The sequence below is a fragment of the Novosphingobium kaempferiae genome (assembly GCF_021227995.1).
GTDB classification, from domain to species: domain Bacteria; phylum Pseudomonadota; class Alphaproteobacteria; order Sphingomonadales; family Sphingomonadaceae; genus Novosphingobium; species Novosphingobium kaempferiae.
Genome location: NZ_CP089301.1, coordinates 92,401 through 110,471, shown reverse-complemented (window position 1 = coordinate 110,471; position 18,071 = coordinate 92,401). Strand labels below are relative to the sequence as shown.

20 protein-coding genes are annotated in these 18,071 nt (G+C 66.0%); 9 read left to right on the top strand and 11 right to left on the bottom strand.

The genetic code is table 11. The features are described 5' to 3' along the window. Positions 1-67: 67 nt before the first annotated feature. The 5 genes from purB to radC all read right to left on the bottom strand — a co-directional run bounded on the left by purB (position 68) and on the right by radC (position 4,489). Entirely contained in the window at positions 68-1,378 is a 1,311-nt protein-coding gene (gene purB / locus LO787_RS00555) for an adenylosuccinate lyase (protein ID WP_232493949.1), read from the bottom strand. Between the two features lie 79 nt (positions 1,379-1,457). Continuing rightward, the gene (locus LO787_RS00550) at positions 1,458-1,787 is read right to left on the bottom strand and encodes a hypothetical protein (protein WP_476739340.1); all 330 of its coding nucleotides are present in this window, start codon (positions 1,785-1,787) and stop codon (positions 1,458-1,460) included. Beyond that, complete coding sequence (locus LO787_RS00545) at positions 1,754-2,626, bottom strand: SGNH/GDSL hydrolase family protein (RefSeq protein WP_232496436.1); 873 nt, start codon at positions 2,624-2,626, stop codon at positions 1,754-1,756. The genes LO787_RS00550 and LO787_RS00545 overlap by 34 nt, the downstream gene beginning before the upstream one ends. Positions 2,627-3,045: 419 nt before the next feature. Then, positions 3,046-3,801, bottom strand: a complete 756-nt coding sequence (locus tag LO787_RS00540) for an NRDE family protein (RefSeq protein ID WP_232493948.1) — start codon at positions 3,799-3,801, stop codon at positions 3,046-3,048. A gap of 4 nt (positions 3,802-3,805) precedes the next feature. Next, positions 3,806-4,489, bottom strand: a complete 684-nt coding sequence (radC, locus tag LO787_RS00535; protein WP_232493947.1) for a RadC family protein — start codon at positions 4,487-4,489, stop codon at positions 3,806-3,808. On the opposite strand from radC, the gene LO787_RS00530 reads away from it, so the two are divergent. The 9 genes from LO787_RS00530 (at position 4,400) to LO787_RS00490 (ending at position 11,461) form a co-directional block, all read left to right on the top strand. Then, positions 4,400-4,594 (top strand): hypothetical protein, encoded by a 195-nt coding sequence (locus LO787_RS00530; protein WP_232496435.1) that lies wholly within the window; start codon positions 4,400-4,402, stop codon positions 4,592-4,594. The genes radC and LO787_RS00530 overlap by 90 nt on opposite strands. Before the next feature lie 59 nt (positions 4,595-4,653). Continuing rightward, on the top strand, positions 4,654-7,851 hold the full coding sequence (locus LO787_RS00525) for an intermembrane phospholipid transport YdbH family protein (protein WP_232493946.1): 3,198 nt from the start codon (positions 4,654-4,656) through the stop codon (positions 7,849-7,851). Positions 7,852-7,898: 47 nt separating this feature from the next. Continuing rightward, positions 7,899-8,141, top strand: coding sequence for a YnbE family lipoprotein (locus LO787_RS00520; protein ID WP_232493945.1), 243 nt, complete (start codon positions 7,899-7,901; stop codon positions 8,139-8,141). Continuing rightward, a complete protein-coding gene (locus LO787_RS00515; RefSeq protein WP_232493944.1) occupies positions 8,141-8,530 on the top strand; it encodes a YdbL family probable chaperone protein in 390 nt (129 codons plus the stop codon). Before LO787_RS00520 ends, LO787_RS00515 begins: the two co-directional genes overlap by 1 nt. Positions 8,531-8,864: 334 nt before the next feature. After that, entirely contained in the window at positions 8,865-9,185 is a 321-nt protein-coding gene (locus LO787_RS00510; protein WP_232493943.1) for an AtpZ/AtpI family protein, read from the top strand. 54 nt (positions 9,186-9,239) lie between these two features. Further along, entirely contained in the window at positions 9,240-10,022 is a 783-nt protein-coding gene (locus LO787_RS00505) for a F0F1 ATP synthase subunit A (RefSeq protein WP_232493942.1), read from the top strand. A gap of 39 nt (positions 10,023-10,061) precedes the next feature. Next, on the top strand, positions 10,062-10,286 hold the full coding sequence (locus LO787_RS00500) for a F0F1 ATP synthase subunit C (protein WP_008833283.1): 225 nt from the start codon (positions 10,062-10,064) through the stop codon (positions 10,284-10,286). A 103-nt stretch (positions 10,287-10,389) separates the two neighbouring features. Then, positions 10,390-10,884 (top strand): F0F1 ATP synthase subunit B family protein, encoded by a 495-nt coding sequence (locus tag LO787_RS00495; protein WP_232493941.1) that lies wholly within the window; start codon positions 10,390-10,392, stop codon positions 10,882-10,884. After that, positions 10,877-11,461, top strand: a complete 585-nt coding sequence (locus LO787_RS00490; RefSeq protein ID WP_232493940.1) for a F0F1 ATP synthase subunit B family protein — start codon at positions 10,877-10,879, stop codon at positions 11,459-11,461. Before LO787_RS00495 ends, LO787_RS00490 begins: the two co-directional genes overlap by 8 nt. 306 nt (positions 11,462-11,767) lie before the next feature. Here LO787_RS00490 and LO787_RS00485 read toward each other — a convergent pair whose 3' ends face one another. The 6 genes from LO787_RS00485 to LO787_RS00460 form a co-directional block, all read right to left on the bottom strand. Continuing rightward, positions 11,768-12,556, bottom strand: a complete 789-nt coding sequence (locus tag LO787_RS00485) for an alpha/beta family hydrolase (RefSeq protein WP_232493939.1) — start codon at positions 12,554-12,556, stop codon at positions 11,768-11,770. Positions 12,557-12,609: 53 nt separating this feature from the next. Then, the gene (locus LO787_RS00480) at positions 12,610-13,248 is read right to left on the bottom strand and encodes an inner membrane-spanning protein YciB (RefSeq protein ID WP_232493938.1); all 639 of its coding nucleotides are present in this window, start codon (positions 13,246-13,248) and stop codon (positions 12,610-12,612) included. Beyond that, positions 13,248-14,198: a signal recognition particle-docking protein FtsY gene (gene ftsY / locus LO787_RS00475; protein ID WP_232493937.1), complete on the bottom strand. Its 951-nt coding sequence runs from the start codon at positions 14,196-14,198 to the stop codon at positions 13,248-13,250. The genes LO787_RS00480 and ftsY overlap by 1 nt, the downstream gene beginning before the upstream one ends. After that, positions 14,195-15,373 carry a MiaB/RimO family radical SAM methylthiotransferase gene (locus tag LO787_RS00470; RefSeq protein ID WP_232493936.1) on the bottom strand — a complete coding sequence of 393 codons (1,179 nt, stop codon included), beginning with the start codon at positions 15,371-15,373 and terminating at the stop codon, positions 14,195-14,197. Before LO787_RS00470 ends, ftsY begins: the two co-directional genes overlap by 4 nt. After that, on the bottom strand, positions 15,370-16,200 hold the full coding sequence (gene dapF, locus LO787_RS00465; RefSeq protein WP_232493935.1) for a diaminopimelate epimerase: 831 nt from the start codon (positions 16,198-16,200) through the stop codon (positions 15,370-15,372). The genes LO787_RS00470 and dapF overlap by 4 nt, the downstream gene beginning before the upstream one ends. 130 nt (positions 16,201-16,330) lie before the next feature. After that, positions 16,331-17,965: a putative bifunctional diguanylate cyclase/phosphodiesterase gene (locus LO787_RS00460; RefSeq protein ID WP_232493934.1), complete on the bottom strand. Its 1,635-nt coding sequence runs from the start codon at positions 17,963-17,965 to the stop codon at positions 16,331-16,333. Positions 17,966-18,071 lie beyond the last annotated feature (106 nt).

The following is an 18,071-nucleotide window of genomic DNA, read 5'->3' as shown; positions in this document are numbered from 1 at the left end:
GCGGGAATACCGAGCATGGGAAGGGGCTTGCCGTGGTCCCGGAGCGGGTCCGGGACCACGGCGAAAATCAGCCGAAGACGCGGTTGAAGATCGTGTCGACGTGCTTGTAGTGGTAGTCGAGGTTGAACTTGTCCTCGATCACCTCGGCAGGCAGGGCGGCGGCGACTTCGGGGTCCGCCTTGAGCAGCTCGAGCAGCGAAAGCTGGCCGTCCGATTCCCACACCTTCATCGCGTTGCGCTGGACGAGGCGGTAGCTCTCGTCGCGGGTCAGGCCCGCCTGCGTCAGCGCCAGCAGCACGCGCTGCGAGTGGACGAGGCCGCCCATGCGGTCGAGGTTCTTCTGCATGCGCTCGGGGTAGATCAGCAGCTTGTCGATCACGCCGGTCAGGCGCGCCAGCGCGAAGTCGAGGGTGATCGTCGCGTCGGGGCCGATGAAGCGCTCGACCGAAGAGTGCGAGATGTCGCGCTCGTGCCAGAGCGCCACGTTCTCCATGGCCGGGACGACGGCGGAGCGGACCACGCGGGCGAGGCCGGTCAGGTTCTCGGTCAGCACCGGGTTGCGCTTGTGCGGCATCGCCGACGAGCCCTTCTGGCCGGGCGAGAAGTATTCCTCGGCTTCCAGAACTTCGGTGCGCTGAAGGTGACGGACTTCGACGGCAAGGCGCTCGATCGAGCTGGCGATGACGCCCAGTACCGCGAAGAACATCGCATGCCGATCACGCGGGATGACCTGCGTGGAGACCGGCTCGATCTCGAGACCGAGCTTGTCGGCGACGTACTGTTCCACCGCCGGGTCGGTGTTGGCGAAGGTGCCGACGGCGCCCGAGATCGCGCAGGTGGCGACTTCCTCGCGCGCGGCGAGCAGGCGCTTCTTGCAGCGGCTGAACTCGGCATAGGCTTCGGCGAGCTTGAGGCCGAAGGTGACGGGCTCGGCGTGGATACCGTGGCTGCGGCCGATGGTCGGCGTGTACTTGTGCTCCTCGGCGCGGCGCTTGATGGCGGCGAGCAGGGCGTCGAGGTCTTCGAGCAGGATGTCGGCGGCCTTGACCAGCTGGACGTTCAGCGTGGTGTCGAGCACGTCGGAGCTGGTCATGCCCTGATGCATGAAGCGCGCTTCGGGGCCGACCTGCTGGGCCACCCAGTCAAGGAAGGCGATGACGTCGTGCTTGGTGACGGCCTCGATGGCGTCGATTGCGGCGACGTCGATCTTCGGATTGGTCGCCCACCAGTCCCACAGGGCCTTGCCGGCGGATGCAGGCACGGTGCCCATCTCGCCCATCTTCACGGCGGCGTGAGCCTCGATCTCGAACCAGATGCGATAGCGCGCTTCGGGTTCCCAGATCGCGGTCATCGCGGGGCGGGCGTAGCGGGGGACCATGTTCGACTCCTTCTAAGCAGCGCGGGTGCCGCTAGGGCGGCACCCGCTTAAACGCAAGAGAATGAGTCGAATATCGACCTCAGGGGAACAGCGCCCGGATCGCGTCGGCGGCGCGTTTGCCGTAAATTTCATGCCCGCTGTCGATCGGGTGCGGGCCATTCTTGGTCGTGAGGAAGACCTGATCGCGGTTTGCCAGGCTTACCCAGTCGGATACGTCCACGGTGTAGGTGCCCGACACCTTGGCAGCCGATGCGAATATGGCATTGCGGCAGGACGTGAGGTGGCTGGAGTACTCGGCGTTGTTCCAGTCAGTGAATGGGCCGAGCACGATGATGAGCATGTTGGGCGCTCCGGCGCGCAGGGCCTGGAAGTACTTCAGGGCTTCATCGCCGACATCCTGCACCGGCATCCCCGCCGCGCTTGCCACCGTTCCGCAATCATTGATGCCGCCTGCAACGACAACGGCGTCGGGCGGGCTGCCGTTGATTGCCTTGAGAACGTCATCCAGAGTTCGCGGAAGTTGTATCCGGTAGCTTTGGGGAACCGGGCGAGGTAACCGGAACCGCCAACGCCGACGATGATCGGGTTGTCGATACCGAGGCGATACGCGGCCTGCATCGGCCACGTATAGATCACCTGGGTCGCCACTGATCCCGCAGTTATGCTGTCGCCCTGAAACACGAGATTGAACGGGGTCGCGCGTGTCGGCACAGGGTCGATCGTCGCGCCGGAAGGCAGGCGGAGCCCGGCGAACGATCGCCATCCCGTGGTGATTCGGATGCGACGCGCCTTCGAGGAGGCAGGCAGCGCAAACTTGGCATAGACGAATGTCGTATTCAGCGACCACCCGCTGTCGAACCCTTGATTGGACGCGAACGCGCCATCGACTTCGAGCTGGATCGGTGCATTGATCCCATCGCGAAACACTACGGCTTCGAATTCGTTCTGATTGGCCGGCAAAGTAAACTCGAAGCCGTTGTTCACGCCGCTGCGGTATTCGGACAACCCCTTTCCGGACATGACCGTGGGGTCGCCGTTCGTCCGGCCTTGGCCGATCACGGCGGTCGAGGATGGGTAACTCGTGCCCTTCTGAGCTTTGCCTCCAAGCAGGAAAATGCGCGGATCATCTGGCTGAACGGTCACTCCACCTACATACGTGCTGGTCGAAGAGTAGGTGGCCTGCACGGCCAGTGAGACAACTTTGCGCGGAGCGCCGGTGGCCATGGCGGCTTTGAAGCGATCCACCACGGAAGTGGGCGCCGGTGTCGGAGTCGGTGTCGGAGTCGGGGCAGGTGTAGGAGCTGGCGTCGGGGCCGGTGTTGGAGCAGCGGTAGGTGCCGGTGTCGGGGTGCTCGCCGTGGGATCATCACCTCCGCACGATGCAAGAAACAAAGGAAGTGGAAGCAGCATTATACTGAGACGATTTTTCACGAAACATTCCCCGATTGTTGCGTAGAAATATTCTCCTCTGCCCATCGGTTTATGTGAAACGCATCGGTTAGCGCGCTCTGCTAACGGCCGTTAACAGAGCGGATACGTAAATCTACGAAAAATCTACGTTGTTGTAAAAAATAGAGAAATGTAAGGAAATGTGTCTGGCGCTGCTTCCATTGCGCACGGCGAGGCAGTTCGCGTCCGCGATCCACCGGGGCGTCGTTCCTCAGATTTCACTTGATGTCGGCTGAACTCGTCGGCCAATCGAAGTTCAAATGAACCACTCCGATCTCCGCTCCTGTGTAATCGAAGCTGCGCTCAACTATCGATCCACTGCCGCGCCTGTCTATACGAATTACAGTACTGCAACGCGTGCCGTATATGGCGTCTCGGACGAATACCGGGGCGAAGCGCGGTTCCGGGCCGAGTCCCGGACGCTCGGGTGCCGGTGTCGGCGTGTCGTCGCGCAACGCCTCCAGTAGCGCGGCGCAATCGGGATCGCCGCGCGCCAGCCAATCCTCGATGGCGTGTTCGACTTGCAAGGTTTTTGGCCAAGGCACGTCGAAACCACCGTTTGAGAGCCCATGGATGCCGAGTTGCAGGCGGCGCAGCTCGACGTCGGGGTGGTTGGTCAGGAACCACGCCTCCCTCTGATCGGCGAGGATCAGATTGAACGGGTTCATCGCCGCCATGGGTTCGATCAGGCGTGCCGGCGCGATGCCGCCCAGAAGGTCCGTGACCAGCTTGCCGCGTGAGGGGCGGCCCGGTTGCGGCCCTTCCGGGACGCGGTAATTGGTGACGAGTGCGAAACGCCCTTGCTCGTTCACGCCCAGCCAGGTGCCGCCGCCGGTCAGATCCTTTCCGGCGATGGTTCCATCCGGCCAGCGCGACAGCGCGGCTGCGGGACGTGCGTGATACTCGTCACGGTTGCCGGCGACGATGAGCAGCCAGTCGGGGTGGGCATCCCATGCCACGGCAGCGACGCACATGGCTTCAAATGAGCCCCTTGGCGCGCAGCGAAACGTGCCCCTCGCGCCCGATCACGACATGGTCGTGGACGGTAACGCCCAGCAGCCGCCCGGCCTCGGCGATGCGGTTGGTGATGTCGATATCGGCCCGGCTCGGCTGGGGGGAGCCCGAGGGATGGTTGTGGACCAGGATCAGCGCCGTCGCGCCAACATCCAATGCGCGGCGGATGACCTCGCGCGTGTGGATGGCGGCCTCGTCGATGGAGCCTTCGCCGACAAGGTCGTCGAGGATCAGCATGTTGCGTGCATTGAGATAGAGCACCCGCACGCGCTCGACAGTGAGGTGCGCCATGTCGATCGTCAGGTAGTCGATGAGAGCATTCCACGACGACAGCACCGGCGCCTCGCGCACCTTCTGGCGCGCCATGCGGGTGGCGGCGACGGTGACGACGCGCAGCGCGGCGGCAGTCGCCTCGCCCATGTCAGGGTGGGCCGCGAGCGTGCGCGTATCCACCTGCAGCACGCCGGCCAGCGATCCGAATCGTTGGATGAGGCTGCGGGCCAGCGGTTTTACGTCGCGGCGTCGAATGGCCTGCATTAGAAGCAGTTCGATGACTTCATGGTCACCCAAAGCCTCATCTCCACCATCGAGCAGTCGTTTTCTCAGTCGGTTTCTATGGCCGCTCGGATCATTGCCGAAGTCGGACACAGGGCGCGTTTCGCCCAGACGGGCGGGGCGTTCGTCGAAGAGTGGGGGTTGTTCGTCCATGTTACGCACAAACAATTGCCTTTCCGGCGTGCCCGGCGCAAGTGAACGATCTGATGTCGCAAGAGCACGACCAGCCCCCCGTGAGTGATTGGACGGAAACCGACGTGGCAGGGCCCGGAGGCCCGGGTGCGCGTGGGCGACGCTGGCGCGGTCCCGTGCTCGTTGCGGGCGGTCTTCTGGTGGTGGCCGTCGGCGCGACCTGGCTCTCCCGCAAGGAGATCGCTGACAACCTGATCCAGAGCCAGCTCGATTCGCTGGGCCTGCCCGCGCGCTACGAGATCGTGCGCATCGGCCCGGCCGAGCAGGTGATCCGCAACCTCGTCATCGGCGATCCGAACCGGCCGGACCTTACCATCGCGGAGGTGCGAGTCGCGACGCGGCTGTCGTGGGGCCTGCCGGGGATCGGGCGAATCACCGTCGTCAAGCCGCGCCTCTATGGTTCCTACCGCGGCGGCAGGGTGAGCTTCGGCAGCCTCGACAAGGCGCTGTTCTCGGGCAAGGGCGGGCCGTTCGAGATGCCCGACCTCGACGTCAAACTGGTCGACGGGCGCGCGCTGATCGACAGCGATCATGGCCGCGTCGGGGTGAAGCTGGCGGGCGAGGGCGCCTTGCGAGGCGGTTTCTCGGGCGAACTGGCAGCAATTTCGCCGCAACTGGCGGCGGGCGGATGCCGTGCCGGGCGCACGACGCTCTACGGCAAGCTCACTACCTCCTCCGCGAAGCCGCGCTTCATCGGTCCGGTCAGGACGGACGGGCTGTCCTGCGCCGATCCTCGGCTGAAGCTGGCGAAGGCGGGCGTGCAACTCGATCTCACGCTCGATGAGGCGCTGGACGGGGGCGAGGGCAAGCTTGGCCTGTCGATTGGGGCCATCGGCTACGACGAGCAGAAGCTGGCGGGGCTCACGGCGGAAGGGCGGTTCAGTTACCGCAAGCAGGCCCTCAACGCGACCTATCGCGTGACCGGGCGCGGGCTTGAAACCCCGCAGGCGCGACTGGCTTCGGTCTCTTTCGAAGGGCGCGCGCGCTCGACCGGCGGCCTTTCTCGGTTCGATGTCGAGGGCGATCTTGCGGGCAAGGACCTCGCTATCGGCGATACCGTGGACCGCGCGCTGCGTTCGGCGCAGCAGGCTGCCGTAGGGACGCTGGGCGCGCCGATTGCGGCGCAGGTGCGGCAGGGGCTGGCACGGGAGATGCGCGGCAGTTCGCTCGCCGCGAACCTCATCGTGCGCAAGTCCGCCGATGGCTTGAGCCTTGTCGTGACCCGCGGTTCCGTGCGTGGCGGCAGCGGTGCGTCGTTGCTCGCATTGTCGCGCGTGCAGGCGCTGGTGGGCCGCGAAATGCCGCGCGTCACCGGCAACTTCACGACCGGCGGGCAGGGCTTGCCCCAGGTCTGGGGGCGTATGGAGACGGGTGACGACGGGCACCTGGCCCTCCGCGTCTCGATGGCGGATTACCGTGCTGGATCGGCCATGATCGGCGTTCCGCGCCTCGCGCTGGAACAGGGCACTGACGGTACACTGAACGCCACCGGGCAGGTACTGATGAGTGGCCAACTGCCCGGAGGCAGCACCAGGAACCTGCTGTTGCCGCTCGACGGGCACTGGGGAGCGGACGGGCGGCTGGCGATCTGGCGGGGCTGCACCGACGTTGCCTTCGACGCCCTCAGCTTCTCCAGCCTCAGCATCGACCGGCGCAAGCTCACCCTTTGCCCGTCGCGTGGCGGGGCTATCGTCGAGGGACGGCCGGACAATCTCCAGATCGCCGCCGGAGCGACCGCGCTCGACCTGTCGGGTCGCCTGGGCGAGACGCCGATTCGCATCGCCAGCGGTCCGGTCGGCTTCGCCATGGGAGGCAGCAGGCCGGGCGTCATCAAGGCCGGGGCGATCAAAGTCGCGCTGGGACCGGCGGACACCGCGTCGCATTTCACCGTCAGCCGCCTCGATGCCGAGATCGGCAACGACATCGCGGGCACGTTCGACGAGGCCGATATCCGCCTCGCCGCCGTGCCGCTCGACATGCGGCAGGCTGCGGGACGCTGGCGCTATGCGGGCGGCGTCGCGTCGATAGAGGGCGCGCGGTTCACGCTGGTCGACCGCCAGCCGGTCGCGCGATTCCAGCCGATGATCGCGCGTGACGCGACGCTGCGCCTCGCCGACAATCGGATCACCGCACAGGCCCTGCTGCGCGAGCCGACGAGCGACCGCGAGGTCGTGCGCGCCGACATCCAGCATGACCTCTCGAACGCCAGCGGGCGTGCCGACCTCGCGGTCGACGGCATCGTGTTCGACCAGAAGCTCCAGCCCGATGCGCTCTCGCGGCTGGTGCTGGGCGTGGTGTCCGACCTCAAGGGTGTCGTGCGCGGTACCGGGCGCATCGCCTGGAACGAGAAGGGCGTAACCAGCCGGGGCCGTTTCAGCACCGACGGCGTGGATTTCGCCGCCGCCTTCGGCCCGGTCCACGGCCTTTCGGGGCAGATCGAGTTCACCGACCTGCTCGGCATGGTCACCGCGCCGAACCAGTCCGTCCGCATCGCTTCCATGAACCCGGGCATCGAGGTCACCGACGGCACGCTCTCCTACGAGTTGCGCCCGGACTACAACCTCATCGTCCACGGCGCGAGCTGGCCGTTCATGAGTGGCACGCTGACGCTCGATCCCGCGAAGATGCAGATCGGCGCAGCAGAAACGCGCTACTACACGCTGCGCGTCTCGGGCCTCGATGCTGCGGACTTCGTGCAGCATCTAGAACTGACGAACATCAACGCTACCGGCATCTTCGACGGCGAGATGCCGCTGATCTTCGACGAGAACGGCGGGCGGATCGAGAATGGCTTCCTGCGCTCGCGCGATCCGGGCGGCAATGTCTCCTACGTCGGCGCGCTGACGTACAAGGACCTGTCGGCGATGGGCAACTTCGCCTTCGATGCGCTCAAGTCGGTGAACTACAGGAACATGGAGATCGGCCTCGGCGGCTCGCTCTCGGGCGAGATCCTGACGCGCATCAGCTTCGACGGACTGAGCCAAGGGCAGGGCGCGAGCAAGAACTTCATCACGAAGCAGATCGCGAAGCTGCCGATCCGCTTCATCGTCAATCTCAAGGCGCCGTTCTTCAGCCTGTTCGGCTCGATGCGCTCGCTCTACGATCCGGCCTACGTGACCGACCCGCGCGTGCTCGGCCTCGTCAACAGCGACGGCAGCCGTTCGCGGGTGGATGCGACGCTCAATCCGGCGCCTCCGCCTTCAGAACCCTCCAAAACTCAATCTGGCGCTATTCAGCCTCCAGTCAGCGAGAAAAAGCCATGATGCCCTCGGAATTGACCGGAAGCCTTCCGGCTGCAACAAGCCCGGCGATGATCGACGGGACTTCGACAGAGCAGCAGATTGGCGCATGGTCCGGCGGGCGCGCCGTTCGCGTCATGGTATCGGCCGCGATGGTGATGGCGGTCGCGTTCGGCCTCGGGGGCTGCATTCAGGTTGCAGCACCGGACAAGCCGATCGTGATCGAACTCAACATCAACATCCGGCAGGAAGTGGTCTACCGCCTCGCGGCCGATGCGGCCAAGACGGTGGAGCAGAACGAGGGCATATTCTGATGACGGGCATTGGTTTCACCGGGCGGTTCATCGGCGTCGCAGTCGCCATGGTTGTCGCCGTTGCGGGCGTTTCGACTGCGCAGGCGCAGCGCACCCCGGAATACGCGGCGGCACGCGCGGCCGGGCAGGTCGGCGAGCAGCGTGATGGCTACCTCGGTGCGATCGGCGGCGGTGCGGACATCTCGGCGATGGTGCGCGACATCAACAACAAGCGCCGCTCGGTCTACACCACGGCCGCCGCAGGCAAGAGCACGATCGAGGAATACGCCTTCACCACCGGGTGCAAGCTGATCCGCGACACCAAGCCGGGCGAGAAGTACCAGGGCCTCGACGGCTCGTGGAAGACGCGCGGCGGCGGCGATCCGGAACTCGATCCGCGCTGCCCCTGAAGCGATGAACGGACGGGCGGCCAAAAGTACTAGGTCAGCTCCGCTCAACAAGTCCGGAACCCGGATGACGAATCAAGAAAAGGCCGGAAGCGGGTTCGCTTTTCCGGCCTTTTTCGCGCCTCTTACGGGCGTATCGCCATTGCGGTATTGGCTCGGGCATGCGCGTTCTTCTTCGCCCCGGCCACATCTTGGGCGCGTCTCCTGTCAACAACGCGGCCGAAGCGGGGCCTGCCCCGGTTGACTCGGGATAAGCCCCACCCTAAGGGGGCGGCGCTCTTGGCGGGCAGCCGTCTTGTCTATGTTGCGTTCCTGTCATCGTGAGGAGGAGCACGACATGACTGACGAACCGTCCGCCCAAGACCCTGTTGGCGAGGATGCACGCATCGATTCGCTCGACGAAAGGCTGAAAGCCGTTCGCGAGCGTGAGGAGCAGCGCAACCGCCCGAAGGCCGGCACGGAAACCGATGCGAGTTACCGCATGGGCAACCGGGTGCTTTCGGAACTGCTGGGGGGACTTGCGGGCGGCCTGTTCCTCGGGTGGTTGATAGACCACTTTGCAGGAACATCGCCCTGGGGTCTGATGGTGATGCTGTTCGTGGGAATTGGCATTGCCTTCAGGAACATAATACGGATTTCGAACCAGCGCTCCGACTGACCCGCGAAATGGGGAGAGGGGCGCTGTCGTTCAATAGGCGACAGGGGTAATCGCGTGGCAGCCGAAGCGAAGCTCGATCCGATGCACCAGTTCCAGCTCGAGAAGCTGGCGGGCGCGGACTGGAACATTGCCGGTTACAATATCGCCTTCACCAACAGCGCGCTGTGGATGGCCATCGCCACCCTCGCGCTGATCGTGTTCGTTGCGGGCGGCATGAAGCGCCAGCTCGTGCCCGGTCGCTGGCAGATGGCGGTGGAGACCTTCACCGGCTTCATCGACGGCATGCTGGCCGCGAACGTGGGCAAGGCAGGCAAGAAGTACGTTCCGTACATCTTCTCGCTGTTCATGTTCATTCTCTTCGCGAACTTCCTCGGCCTGATGCCGCTGGGTGTGATCGGCGTTCACGCCTTCACCTTCACCAGCCACTTCTCGGCCACCGGCGTCCTTGCCGTGCTGTCGTTCGGCATCGTGCTGATCGTCGGCTTCGCGAAGCACAAGCTGCATTTCTTCTCGCTGTTCGTGCCGCACGGTACGCCGGTGCCGATGATCCCGATCATCTTCGTGGTCGAGCTGATCTCGTTCCTGGTGCGTCCGTTCAGCCTCGGCCTGCGACTGTTCGTCGCCATGATGGCCGGCCACGTGCTGCTGGAAGTGCTGTCGAGCTTCGTGATCTCGGGCGGCAACGCCGGTCCGGCGCTGTTCGTGATCGCAGGCCTGCCCAGCTTCGTGCTGATGGTCGGCATCTGCGCGCTGGAATTGCTGGTCGCTGGCATCCAGGCCTACGTTTTCGCTCTTCTCACCTGCGTCTATCTCAACGACGCCGAGAACCTTCACTGATCTTACCGCCACTCAGGTTTACCAAAGGGAGTTTTTGAAATGGACGCAGAAGCTGCAAAGCTGCTCGGTGCTGGTTTCGCCGCTATCGGCGCTGGTCTCGCCTCGATCGGCGTGGGCAACGTTTTCGCCAAGTTCCTCGAAGGCGCGCTGCGCAACCCGGGCGCCGCTGACGCCCAGCAGGGCCGCCTGTTCATCGGCTTCGCCGGTGCAGAGCTTCTCGGCCTGCTGTCGTTCGTCATTGCCGCGCTGCTGATCTTCGCCTGATCGCACGCGTTTGACCGGATTTCCGGCCGCCTGAACCCTTTGGTCGGCGGCCGGGATTTCGGCTTCAAGATTTTTCCGGCTACCTCGAGACAGGGCTGAACCCATGCCTCAGATCGCTCAGCTAGGCGAGTTCTACTCCAGCCAGATCTTCTGGCTGCTGATCTTCTTCGGGATCACCTTCTTCGTCGTCGGGCGGGGCATGGTGCCGAAGGTGATGGACACCGTCGCCAGCCGTGACAACCAGATCGCCGCCGACCTCAAGGCAGCCGAAGCCGCTCGTGCCCAGGCCGATGCCGAGGAGGCTTCCTGGCGCACCCGTGAGAATGCCAACCGCGCCGAGGCGCAGGGCACGATCGCCGAAGCACGTGGCCGTGCCGCTGCCGCAACCGCGCAGCGCCTCGCCGTCGCCCAGGCCGCCATCGACGCCACGCTCGCCGGTGCCGAGACCCGCATCGCCGAGGCCCGTCGCGCCGCTGCCGACGACATCGAGGGTGTTGCCGCAGAGGCGACCCGCGACATCGTCAGCCGCATCGCCGGCCTCTCGCTCGACGACGCTGCCGTGCGCGGCGCCGTGAAGGAGAACCTGGTCCATGGCTGATACCAACGCCACCGTAGAGCACGGCCTCGACCACGAAGCGGCCGAAGTGACCGGCGCCGAAGGCACTCACGCTTCGACCGAGCATCACGCCGAACCGCTGTTCCTCGGCTTCGCGCCGCCGGTCGCGGTGGTCAGCGCGTCGATGATCGTGCTCCTCGCGATCCTCGCGTGGAAGGGCGTGCCGAAGATGATCGGCAAGGGCCTCGACGCCAAGATCGCCGAGATCAAGGCGCAGCTCGCCGAAGCCAAGTCGCTGCGCGCCGAAGCCGAAGCGCTCCGCAAGGAGTACGCGGACAAGATCGCCAACGCCGAGAAGGACGCGGCCTCGATGCTCGAGCACGCCCGTCACGAAGCCGAAGCGATCGTCGCGAAGGCCGAAGCGGACACCGCCGAAGTCATCGCCCGTCGTGAGAAGATGGCGCAGGACAAGATCGCAGCGGCCGAACTCGCCGCCGTGACCGACCTGCGCAACCAGGCTGCCGCTGCCGCTGCCGCCGCCGCAAAGGGCCTGATCGCCGCCAACCACTCGGCCGTTGCCGACAAGGCGCTGGTCGACCAGGCGATCGCCGGGATCTGATCTTCCGACCCCAAGCGGGTGGTATCAAGAAGCCTCCGTCCTTGCGACGGGGGCTTTTTTGTTGCCCGCCGTCCGCCGAGGCAAGGCGACAGGTTTACACGGTTTACACGGTCCAGAGGGGAAACCGGTCGCCTTGGGCTGCCTTCGAGGTGCAAGGCGACACATTCGGCGTGAAAAGTGTCTCCTTGTGAGGAGAGGGCGTCATCTTGCGCGCGCACAGTGTCGCTTTGTGCGCGGCACGTGTGTCGCCTTGCAGTCCCGGGGGCGGGGCGGGTGTAGCTACAAAAAGGGCGGCGTTCGAAGGCATCACCCTGAGATATCGCAAGCTCCGCCGTGTAGGAAAGCATGCTGGGGTGGCCCGACTTCCGAGCCCGCGCCGTTCGCTGATGCCGGTTCGCAGGCGTGCCGCAGAAACCCCGCCACGGCCGCCCATGCGCGCTCGAACTCATCGTGCGACAGGCCATCGCAGTCGTGATCGCAGGCGAGCGAAATTACCTGCGCATCGCGGGGCAGGTGTCGCCGGAACTCGGCCGGATCGGAGCCGTAGGGGTCAGTGTCGCCTTGCACGATCATCAGCGGTTTGCCGACCGACGGCAGGTGCGCCGTCCGGAAGGCCTCAGGCCGATTGCCGGGACGCTGGAACGGATAACCGAAGCAGGCGATGCGGGCCACGCTGGGATGGTCCGCTATGCGCGTGACGGAAATGCCGCCGGCAGAATGGGTGACGAAATGCACTTCACCCTCGGGCGTTGCATCCAGAAGCATCCGCAACTGGCGCGCGTTGTTGGCGGGCTGGCCGAACAGCCGAACATAGAGATGGTCGAAGCGGTGGGCGTCGCCCGCGATCATCGCCAGCCGCAGCGTCACTCGCGCGAGGCGTCGGACCAGAGTGTCGTTCACCCCCCACGTCGCCAGCGACGGCCATCTGCGCGCGATCGTCGTGGTCATGCGGTCGTAGGAACGGATGTAGTCCGATTCGAACCAGTGCAGCCGGTATCCCTCGGCCTCCAGTCGCAACAGGATGCGCCGGATGGCGTCGGATTCGCGCGAGCGGTCGGTTCGCCCGACGACGATGATGGTGCCTGCGTCTGCCATGCGCCCCCCAGCGCAGCCTGTGGCGGCCGTGTCTCTACCGCAGGCGTTCGGTATCAGTCGTGCGGCAGGTTCTCGATCACTTCGTTCTTGCCGCTCTCGCCCATGCCGTGGCGCAGGACCATCGGCAGCTGCGAGAAGGTGAAGACGAACGACAGCACCGTGAAGCCCCAGAGCTTCGCCTGAAGCCAGGTGTCGAAGCTGACGGTGTAGACCAGCGCCGTGTTCAGCACCGCCAGCGCGAGGAAGAACCACGCCCAGTTGCGCGACAGGATCATCCAGCCTTCCTCGTCCAGCCCCTCGAACGCGGACTGGAGGAGGTACTTGAGCATCGCCTTGCCGCGCCACAGGCCGAAGAACAGCACGCCCGAGAACATCAGGTAGACCGCCGTCGGCTTGATCTGGATCCACAGCGGATCGTGGAAGATGACCGTCAGCGCCCCGAAGCCGAGGATCAGCACGGTCGTCAGCCACAGCATCGGCGAGATGTGCCCGAGCCGCCACTTCGATACGATCAGCGCGGCGATGGTCGCGATCATGAACGCCACGGTGCCCTTGATGACGGCGGCGACGGTGCCGAGCGGGTTGCCCTCGCCATCGGGCGCGTAGTGGCGGTAGGCGAGGAAGAAGACGAGCAGCGGCCCGAAATCGACGACGAGGTTGAGCCAGGAACTCTTCTTCTTGGGAGCAGTCATCACGCGATCCCTGCGATCACCCGCGCCAGCAGGTCGGGATTGAAGGGGCGAAGGTCGTCGATCTTCTCGCCGACGCCGATGGCGTGGATCGGCAGGCCGTACTGCTCCGCCGCCGCGACGAGGACGCCGCCGCGCGCGGTGCCGTCCAGCTTGGTCATGATGAGGCCGGAGACGCCCGCCACTTCCTTGAAGATCTCGATCTGCGAAAGGGCGTTCTGGCCGTTGGTCGCGTCCAGCACCAGCACCACGTCATGCGGCGCGGCGGGGTTGAGGCGGCCGAGGACGCGGCGGATCTTCGCCAGTTCGTCCATCAGTTCGCGCTTGTTCTGGAGGCGCCCGGCGGTGTCGACGATCAGCGCGTCGATGCCCTGATCGGTGGCCGCCTTGACCGCGTCGAACACGATGGAGGCGGGATCGCCGCCCTCGGGGCCCTTGACGATGGGGATCGACAGGCGATCCGCCCAGACGCCCAGTTGGCCGATGGCGGCGGCGCGGAAGGTGTCGCCCGCCGCCAGCATGACCGAATAGTCCTGCTCCTGGAACAGGTGCGCCAGCTTGGCGATGGTGGTGGTCTTGCCCGATCCGTTGACGCCGATGACGAGGATTACTTGCGGGCGCGGGAAGGCCACGACGTCGAGCGGCTTGGCGACCGGGCGCAGGATCTCGGCGATCTCGCGCGCGACGACTTCCATGATGGCGCGCTCGTCGGCGTCACGGTCGAACCGCTCGTCGGCCAGCCGGTCGCGAATGCGGGCGGCGGCGCGGGGGCCGAGGTCCGACATGATGAGCGCGTCTTCCAGCGCGTCGAGCTGGGCAGGGGTCAGGCGCGAACCGCCGCCGAGCCCTGCGAGATTGCCCGCGAGGCGCTCCGAGGTCTTGCGAAAGCCGCCGAAAAGGCGGTCGGACCAGTCGCTTGCTGCCTCAGTGGCGGGCTGGTCAGGGGTACTCATGCTTCCAGCATTCCTTCGACTATTCTTGCCGGGACGACCTCCACCAGCGCGCCGGGCGGCGTGCCGGGGGGAACCCGGACGGGTGCGAAGTCGGCCGCGTGGCCGCTCCCGCCTCTTTCGGCGAGCACCCATAGCGGCTTGCCCAGATGCGCGGCAAGCCATGAGTCCCGCATGGACGCGACCTTTTCGCGCAATTGAGCGGCGCGGGCGCGGATGATCCGGCGATCGACCTGCGGCATGCGCGCAGCTGGCGTGCCGGGGCGCTGCGAGTAGGGGAAGACGTGGCCGTGGACGACGCCCAGTTCCTCGATGATCGAGAGGTTGGCGGCGTGGGCGTCCTCGTCCTCGGTGGGGAAACCGGCGATGAGGTCTGCCCCGATGGCGATCTCCGGGCGCCGTGCGCGCAGGCGGCCAACGAGGTCGAGCGCATCGGCGCGACTATGGCGGCGCTTCATGCGCTTGAGCATCAGGTTGTGCCCGTGCTGCAGCGAGAGGTGGACATGCGGCATCACCCGCGCTTCGGAAGCGAGCAGCGCGAACAGCGCATCGTCCACTTCCGCCCCGTCGATGGAAGACAGGCGCAGGCGCGGGAGGGCGGGGAAGCGGGCGAGGATCGCCTCGGCCAGCGCGCCGAGGCGCGGCGTTCCCGGCAGGTCGCTGCCCCATGACGTGAGATCGACGCCGGTGAGGATCACTTCGTTCACGCCCGCATCGAGGTGGACGGCGATGTCCTCCAGCACCTCGGCGACGGTGTGCGAGCGGCTCGGGCCGCGACCTTGCGGGATCACGCAGAAGGTGCAGGCGTGGTCGCAGCCGTTCTGCACCTGCACGAAGGCGCGGGTGTAGCCCCGTACTTCCGGCGGGCGCGGGGCAGGGGCGACGTTCCAGGCGCGGGGATCGAGCTTGGCGGTGTTGGCGATCAGGCCGTCCACTTCCGGCATCGCGGCGAGGGCCTCGCGCTCTACTTCGGCGGCGCAGCCGGTGACGAGCAGGCGCGCGTCGGGGCGGGCCTTGCGGGCGCGGCGGATGGCCTGCCGGGTCTGGCGAACGGCTTCCGAGGTCACCGCGCAGGAATTGATGACGACGAGGTTTTCCGCCTCACCCAGCAGTCCGCGCAGGCGCTCGCTCTCGGCAAGGTTAAGCCGGCAGCCGAGCGAATGGACCTCTACGGTCAAATCGCGATCCTGAGATGCGCCCCGAAATCCGACGCCTCGAACGAGCCGCGGAACGCCTCGGTCGCGGGGCCGGTCATGACGATCTCGCCGTCTTCCTGCCACTCGATGACGAGGGGACCGCCGGGCAGGGTCACGGTGACGCGGCGGTCGACAAGGCCGCGCTTCATCGCGCCTACGGCGGTGGCGCAGGCCCCGGTGCCGCAGGCGCGGGTGAGCCCGGCGCCGCGCTCCCACACGCGCAGGGTGATGGCATCGCGCGCGGTGACGGCGGCGACGTTGACGTTGACCCGCTCGGGGAAGATCTGGTCGGTCTCGATCAGCGGGCCGAGACGGGCCATGTCGATCGCGTAGGGATCGGCGACGAAGAAGATCGCGTGCGGATTGCCGACGTTGACCGCGATCGGGTTCACCAGTTCCTCCCATGCGACCGGCATGGCGTATGTGTCCATGGCGTAGGCGAGGGGAATGGCGTCCCAGTCGAAGCGGGGCTTGCCCATTCGCACGCTGATGCCGGTGGCGGTGGGCGTGGAGGCGACGAGGCCGCCCAGCGTCTCGATCCGGGCCGGGCGCCCGTGGAGCAGGCCGACCGCGCGCGTGGCGTTGCCGCAGGCCTCCACCTCGCTGCCGTCGGCGTTGAAGATGCGCATGCGGAAGTCGGCGTCCATCGACGGTTCGAGGACGATCAGCTGGTCGCAGCCGATGCCGGTGTGGCGGTCGGCCAGCGCGGCAGCGAAGGCGGCGTCCATCGTCGGCAGGGGCCGCTCGCGCGCGTCGAGCACGATGAAATCGTTGCCGAGGCCATGCATCTTGGTGAAGTCGATCCGCATGACGCGCGATCTAGGAGTTGCGGGGGCTTTGGTCAATTTCCCACGTATTCGTCATTGCGAGCGCAGCGAAGCAATCCGGCCTTGTGCATGCTGCTGGATTGCTTCGCTGCGCTCGCAATGACGAAGGACGTCAGGCGCGCTTTGCCTCGGGTTCCGATGCATCCTTCGGTCCGGCTTCGATCTCCGGTTCGGCTTCCGGCTCCTCGCCCAGCCATTCGCCGAGATCGCGTGCCGGGCGCGGGCGGCCGTAGAGGTAGCCCTGGCCGGTGATGCCGCCGTACTGGCGCAGGTGGTCGAGCACGTCCTGCGTCTCGATCCCTTCGGCGGTGACCGGCATCTCCAGCCCTTCGCCGAGCGTGGCGACGGCCTTGACGATGGCGGCGCTGTCCTTGCTCTCCAGCAGGCTGGAGACGAAGCTGCGGTCGATCTTGATGCGGTCGAACGGAAGCTGGCGCAGCTGGCCGATCGAGCTGTAGCCGGTGCCGAAATCGTCGAGGCTGATGCGGATGCCCTGGTTCTTGAGGCTCGTCACCAGCGTGCGGACCTGCCCGAGGTTCTGGTGCAGGCAGCTTTCGGTGATCTCGATCTCCAGCCGCTGCGGCGGGAAGTTCGCCTCCACCAGCATGCGCAGCAGCTTCTGGGCGAACCACGGGTCGCGAAGCTGGATGGGGGAGATGTTGACCGCGAGCGTCAGCTTGGGATCCCACAGCTTCGCGTCTTCCAGCGCCTGCGAGATCACGCTGCGCGAAAGCTCGGCGATGGCGCCGATGTCCTCGGCCACGGGGATGAAGATGTCGGGCGCGACGATGCCGAACTGCGGCGAATCCCAGCGCGCCAGCATCTCGAAGCCGGTCAGTTCGCCGGTCTTCAGATCGACCTGCTGTTCGTAGAACGGCACGAATTCGCCACGCGGGATGCCCTGCCGGATGCCGGCCTCGAGGTCGGCGCGGAAGCGCATCTCGTGCGCCATCTGCGGCTCGAACCAGTTGAACTGGTTCCGGCCCTGCCGCTTGGCATGGTACATGGCGACGTCGGCCATCTCCAGCAGCGCCTGCGAGCCGGTGGTGCGCGATTCGGCGCGGGCGATGCCGATGGAGGCGGTCACGTCGATGGTCACCGACCGGATGCGCGAGCTTTCCGCGACTGCCTGGACCAGTCTTGCGGCCACCGTGTCCACCTCGTCCTGGCAGCGGCGGTCGAAGGCCAGCGCGACCGCGAACTCGTCGCCGCCGATGCGTCCGACGATGGCGTCACCGGGCAGCGCCTCGACGATGCGGTGCGCGCATTCGACCAGAAGGCGGTCGCCGGTCGCATGGCCGTTGTAGTCGTTGACCTGCTTGAAGTTGTCGAGGTCGATCATCAGCACGGCGACAGCCTGCCCGGCGGTGACCGTGCGGTCGATCAAAGCGTCGACGGTGAAGCTGAAGCTGCGGCGGTTATGGAACCCGGTGAGCGAGTCGGTCTCTGCCAGACGCCGGGCCTCACGTTCTGCCGCGCCGCGCAGCATGATCTCCTCGCACAGCTCGCGATAGCGGCTCCAGCCGAAGATGATGATCGCGATGTTGAGCAGGAAGGCGTTGAGCGTGAAGGCGTCCGGCCCCGCTCCCTGTCCGGTGAGCGAGCGTACCACGGACGGGCCGATCTCGCTGCCTGTCGCCACGAACAGGATGATCGCGGCGGCGACGATGCCGAGCGCCACGATGTCGACCGGACGGCGATCCGCATCGCTGTTCTGGCCGTTACTGAGGAAAAATGCTGCCTGCACGATGTGCCCCCCCACGGGCGTCGTTTTCAAGCATCTGCAGCTAAGCAGTTCCTCTGAAATATCAGTTAACATGAAAATCCCGGCACCTGCGAAGGCGCCGGGATTT